This is a genomic window from Pseudomonas bananamidigenes (assembly GCF_001679645.1).
GTDB lineage: Bacteria > Pseudomonadota > Gammaproteobacteria > Pseudomonadales > Pseudomonadaceae > Aquipseudomonas > Aquipseudomonas bananamidigenes.
Map to the genome: position 1 here is coordinate 1 of NZ_LRUN01000070.1, position 5,510 is coordinate 5,510.

At 59.7% G+C, this 5,510-nt stretch carries 4 protein-coding genes; 3 read left to right on the top strand and 1 reads right to left on the bottom strand.

Annotation, left to right across the window (positions count from 1 at the left end; all coding sequences use genetic code 11):
- Positions 1 to 216: 216 nt before the first annotated feature.
- The 3 genes from plsB to BBF94_RS22335 are packed head-to-tail and all read left to right on the top strand — an operon-like array spanning position 217 to position 3,885.
- The gene (gene plsB, locus BBF94_RS22325) at positions 217 to 2,721 is read left to right on the top strand and encodes a glycerol-3-phosphate 1-O-acyltransferase PlsB (RefSeq protein WP_065261134.1); all 2,505 of its coding nucleotides are present in this window, start codon (positions 217 to 219) and stop codon (positions 2,719 to 2,721) included.
- 51 nt (positions 2,722 to 2,772) lie between these two features.
- Positions 2,773 to 3,171, top strand: coding sequence for a YbaY family lipoprotein (locus BBF94_RS22330; protein WP_065261135.1), 399 nt, complete (start codon positions 2,773 to 2,775; stop codon positions 3,169 to 3,171).
- 24 nt (positions 3,172 to 3,195) lie between these two features.
- A complete protein-coding gene (locus BBF94_RS22335; protein ID WP_065261136.1) occupies positions 3,196 to 3,885 on the top strand; it encodes a DUF4197 domain-containing protein in 690 nt (229 codons plus the stop codon).
- Here BBF94_RS22335 and BBF94_RS22340 read toward each other — a convergent pair.
- The gene (locus BBF94_RS22340; protein WP_065261137.1) at positions 3,882 to 5,273 is read right to left on the bottom strand and encodes a Fic family protein; all 1,392 of its coding nucleotides are present in this window, start codon (positions 5,271 to 5,273) and stop codon (positions 3,882 to 3,884) included. The two genes, BBF94_RS22335 and BBF94_RS22340, sit on opposite strands and share 4 nt — an antisense overlap.
- Positions 5,274 to 5,510: the final 237 nt, after the last annotated feature.

Here is a 5,510-nt window from a genome sequence, read left to right on the forward strand (position 1 = left end):
TTTTTTATTATTGAACAGGCTTTTCGCAGGAAAGCCTTTGCGGAACGTCAGCCTGCGTCCGACGTCCATAAAAGGGCCCCGGCGACAGACCGCCGAGTATATGACAGGCGACGAAACTCTCAACAGGAGATTACTTCGCCGCTTTTTTGCCGATTTTCGATGAATACGGCAAACTGTCGAGCAAACGCTTGGTTTATCCACTCACGCAGAAGCCGTATGACCCGTTCCCCGTTCCGCCGTCTTGTTTTTGGCACCTTGCGCCGACTGTTGTATCTCTGGGTTCGCTCCGAGACGATCAACCAGTCGTCGTTCACCCTCAACCTCGACCGCAGTCGTCCGGTGTTCTATGTCCTGCAAAACCCTTCGCTGACCGATCTGGCCGTGGTCGACACCGAGTGCACCAAGGCCGGCCTGCCGCGCCCGGTGCTGCCGGTGTCCGTGGGTTCATTGATCGAACCGGCGGCGTTCTTTTATCTGACGCCGGACCCGGACTGGCTCGGCCGTCAGGACAAACGCGGCGCACCACCGACGTTGACCCGGCTGGTCAGCGCCCTCAGCCAGAATGCCGCCGAAGACGCGCAGATCATTCCGGTCAGCGTGTTCTGGGGCCAGTCGCCGGACAGCGAAAACAGCCCCTGGAAACTGCTGTTCGCCGACAGCTGGGCGGTCACCGGGCGTCTGCGCCGGCTGTTGAGCATCATCGTGCTGGGACGCAAGACCCGGGTGCAGTTCTCCGCGCCGATCCACCTGCGCGAACTGATCGAACACAACAAGGGCCACGAGCGCACCGTGCGCATGGCCCAGCGGATCCTGCGAGTGCACTTTCGCAACCTGAAAGCGGCGGTGATCGGCCCGGACATTTCCCACCGGCGCAATCTGGTCAAGGGCCTGCTCAACCAGCCATTGGTCAGGCAGGCCATCCTCGACGAAGCCGAGCGCGAGAACATCTCCCTGGAAAAAGCCAAAGCCCAGGCCCTGCGCTACGGTAACGAGATCGCTTCGGATTACACCTACACCGCGATCCGCTTTCTGGAAGTGGTACTGAGCTGGTTCTGGAACAAGATCTACGACGGGATCAAGGTCAACCACATCGAAGGCGTGCAGAAGGTCGCCCCGGGTCACGAAGTGATCTACGTGCCGTGCCACCGCAGCCATATCGACTACCTGTTGCTCTCCTATCTGTTGTTCCGCAACGGTCTGACGCCGCCGCACATTGCCGCCGGGATCAACCTCAACATGCCGGTGATAGGCGGTCTGCTGCGTCGTGGCGGCGCGTTCTTCATGCGCCGCACGTTCAAGGGCAATCCGCTGTACACCTCGGTATTCAACGAATACCTGCACACCCTGTTCACCAAAGGCTTTCCGGTCGAGTACTTCGTCGAGGGCGGGCGCTCGCGCACCGGGCGCATGCTCCAGCCGAAAACCGGGATGCTGGCGATCACGATGCGCAGCTTCCTGCGTTCCTCGCGGATGCCGATCGTGTTCGTGCCGGTGTACATTGGCTACGAGCGCGTGCTTGAAGGCCGGACTTACCTCGGCGAACTGCGTGGCGCGAGCAAGAAGAAAGAATCGATCTTCGACATCTTCAAAGTCATCGGTGCCCTCAAACAGCGCTTCGGCCAGGTGGCGGTTAACTTCGGCGAGCCGATCAAACTGGCAGAATTCCTCGACAGCGAGCAGCCGGGCTGGCGCCAGCAGGAACTGGGCCCGCAGTACAAGCCTGCGTGGCTCAACGAAACCACCAACCGTCTCGGCGAGAAAGTCGCGCAGCATCTGAACGAAGCAGCGGCGATCAACCCGGTCAATCTGGTGGCGCTGGCGCTGCTCTCGACCACTCGCCTGGCACTGGACGACCGCGCCATGGCGCGAGTGCTGGATCTGTACCTGGCGCTGTTGCGCAAAGTCCCGTACTCGCCGCACACCACCCTGCCGGAAGGCGATGGCCGGGCGTTGATCGAACACGTCAAAGACATGGATCTGCTGTCCGAGCAGAACGATGCGCTGGGCAAGATTCTCTATCTGGACGAGCAGAACGCCGTCCTGATGACCTACTACCGCAACAACGTGCTGCACATCTTCGCCCTGCCGGCATTGCTGGCGAGTTTCTTCCAGAGCACTTCGCGCATGAGCCGCGAACAGATCCTGCGCTACACCCGCGCGCTGTATCCGTACCTGCAGGCGGAGTTGTTCATCCGCTGGAGCCTGGAAGAACTGGATGCGGTGATCGATCAGTGGCTGGAGGCCTTTGTCGAACAAGGCCTGCTGCGCTTCGATAAAGACGTTTACCTGCGCCCCGCTCCAAGTTCACGGCATTTCGTGCTGCTGACCCTGCTGTCGAAGAGCATCGCCCAGACCCTGCAGCGCTTCTACATGACGGTATCGTTGCTGCTCAACGCCGGTCAGAACGCCCTCAGCGCCGAAGAACTGGAAGATCTGTGCACGGTCATGGCCCAGCGCCTGTCGATCCTGCATGGTCTGAACGCGCCCGAGTTCTTCGACAAGAGCCTGTTCCGTCACTTCATCCAGACCATGCTCGACCTCGATGTGTTGCGTCGCGACGAAGCAGGCAAGTTGAGCTATCACGAACTGCTCGGCGAACTGGCCGAAGGTGCAGCCAAGCGGGTACTGCCGGCGGAAATTCGTCTGTCGATCCGTCAGGTGGCCTTGCATCGCAGCGAAGATGCGGCCGATCAGCCCGCCGCCTCCACGCAAAACGACTAAATTCCTGAAGGCGTCAGGCTTCTTCTGGCGCCGTCGATACGGAGAATTCCGATGAAAAAAATTTCCCTGCTGGCCGCGGCCACATTGCTCAGCGCCTGCCAGTCCACCACACCGGGCGGCAAAGCGAGTCTCGACGGCGAAGTGTTCTACCTGCAACGCATCGCTCTGCCGCCAAGCGCGACCTTGAGCGTGAGCCTGCAGGACGTTTCGCTGGCCGATGCGCCTGCTGTCGTGCTCGATGAACAGAAAGGCCCGGTCAAAGGCCAGGTTCCTCTGCCGTTCCACTTGAGCTACGATCCGGCCCAGGTCAAACCTGGCCATCGCTACTCCGTCAGTGCCCGCATCGAAGTCAATGGCGAGCTGATGTTCATCACCACCGAAAACCATGCCGTGCAGCTGGATGGCAAGGATCCGCAGCCACTGAAGATCCGCGTCGACGCTGCCCGCTAACGCTTATCGAACAAGGAAGCCTGCATGCTCCGCCCTACCCTTCGCTTCGCCGGCCTGTGCGCGGGCCTGATGATCTCCGCCAACGTGCTGGCCCTGTCCCTCGGCGATCTGTCGCAAGGCGACGCCACCGGCGGCCTCAAGGACGCCCTGACCCAGGGCGCGCAACTGGCCGTCAAACAACTTGGCACCCCGGGCGGTTTCAGCAATAACCCGGACGTGAAAATCGAGCTGCCGGGCAAACTCGGCAAGGTTGCCGGCAAGATGAAAGCGTTTGGCATGGGCGCCCAGGTCGATGAGCTGGAAACCGCCATGAACAAGGCCGCGGAAACCGCCGTGACCCAGGCTCAGCCGATCCTGGTCGATGCGGTGAAGAAAATGAGCGTGGCCGACGCCAAAGGCATCCTCAGCGGCGGCAACGATTCCGCCACCCAATACCTGGACAAGACCAGTCGCGAACAGATCCGAGCGAAGTTCCTGCCGATCGTCAAACAGGCGACCGACAAGGTCGGCGTGGCGCAAAAATACAACTCGTTCGCCGGCCAGGCTGCAACGCTGGGGGTGGTCGACGCGAAGAGCGCCAACATCGAAAGCTACGTGACCGAACAAGCGCTGAACGGCCTGTTCGAGATGATCGGCAAACAGGAAGAAACCATCCGCAAGAACCCGGCCGCTGCGGCGACGAGTCTGGCGAAGAAGGTGTTTGGTACGCTCTAGGCCGACGCTGCACGGGAGCGAGACAACTCGCTCCCGTCCTTCAACACACTGGCTGGACTGCGTAAAAAGAATACCCACTCGCAGCCCATTTTCCTTTTCTCGAAGACCTGCAACTCGACCAATCCATTCAGGGCTGACATCGCGGTGCTGCAAGAACAGCCCAGGTGTTCCCTTACGTTGCTCGCCGTAAACTCCTTCGCCACTCCGCTCTTGGCCACCTGATACAGCGCCCGCTGCCTTGGCGTCAGCCGCTCGAAAAAACCCGACGCCATCAGCCAGCGCTCAAAGTCTTGCGTGTACGCCAGGCTTTTGCGGTAGACATCCGTGAAGCGACTGACTGCACGCTGAATCACCGAACACTGGAACTCGATGAAATACGTCAGATCCAGCTCATCGGCCTCGCTATGCAGATACGACCGCCCGTACTTCACCGGCGCATTGCGCAACAAAGGACTGATCGCAATGTAGCGAAATGCCGAAAACTCGTGCTTGAACATGAACCAGTAGAACAACGCCCTCGCAACCCGTCCGTTGCCATCGCGAAACGGATGTTCGTAGCCCAGAGAAAAATGCAGCGTGATCGCCTTGATCAACGGGTGCAGGCAGTCCCTTTCCTGAGGTGAACCGAGCGGCTGATTGATCCAGCGTAGGAGCCTCTGCAGACGCATCACCAGCCCGACAGCCGGCGGCGGTGCATGCACCGTGTTGCCATCGCCATCCTGTACCACCACTTCATCGTTCGTCCTGAAAAAACCGGGACTGTATTGCGCGTCATCGATCCCCTCGACACCCACCCGATGCATTGCCGCGATCAAGTCGACGCTCAAGGGCTGGTAACGGTTTTCCCAGGCGAAATTCATCATCCTGTAATTGCCCATGACCATGCGCTCATCCGGCGTGCGCGGCTGCCGTTGATACTTGAGCATGTCCTTGGCCACTCGCGTGGTCGTTGCCGCACCTTCCAGCTGGCTGCTGGCGATCACTTCGTCTTCGATCAGATCATTGAGCAAATAACCAAAATGCGACCGTTCGCCGATCTGCCCGGTCATGCATTCCAGCGAAGCGGAAGTCGTCTGCAGATCGACGGCCGAAAGGGTTTTCCGTGCCGACGGTGTCAACAAATACTTGCCCCACTGCGGCGGCTCACCCAATGGCAGGAGATTGATGTACTGCGCAGCCCTCGCCCTCTTCACCAGTGCCCAACACAAACGAGCGTCCAGCCCCGGCGCCCAGCGATAGCGCAAATCCTCGAAAGGCAAATAACGCCCCCGATCATCGAGAGGCTTGAGCAGCGCCAGATAATCCACCAGACGCTGCTTGTGCGGCGCCCGCGCCAACAAGTCGAACACCGGATCGGACCGTCCTTTCAACACTGGCGGCTTCTTCATGAAAAACCTCTCGATCACTCATAAACACAGAGAACCGAGTACAACACCCCAGACCAGACGGCCTCAATATCAGAAAATTCTGAAAAAGCTGTAAGAGTCACCGCAGCCCATAACCCATAACCCATAACCCATAAAACACGATGAGCGTTAGCTCGAGTAAAGCTTTTGACGTGCCGGCCCCATCGGCAGGCTGAGTGGAGGGATTTATCCGGGGGCAGGCGCGCAGCGCCGTTTGGC

Excerpts from the sequence above, each read along its gene's own strand:
- BBF94_RS22340 (WP_065261137.1), bottom strand. The coding sequence starts at position 5,273 with ATGAAGAAGCCGCCAGTGTTGAAAGGACGGTCCGATCCGGTGTTCGAC.
- plsB (WP_065261134.1), top strand. The coding sequence starts at position 217 with ATGACCCGTTCCCCGTTCCGCCGTCTTGTTTTTGGCACCTTGCGCCGA.
- BBF94_RS22330 (WP_065261135.1), top strand. The coding sequence starts at position 2,773 with ATGAAAAAAATTTCCCTGCTGGCCGCGGCCACATTGCTCAGCGCCTGC.
- BBF94_RS22335 (WP_065261136.1), top strand. The coding sequence starts at position 3,196 with ATGCTCCGCCCTACCCTTCGCTTCGCCGGCCTGTGCGCGGGCCTGATG.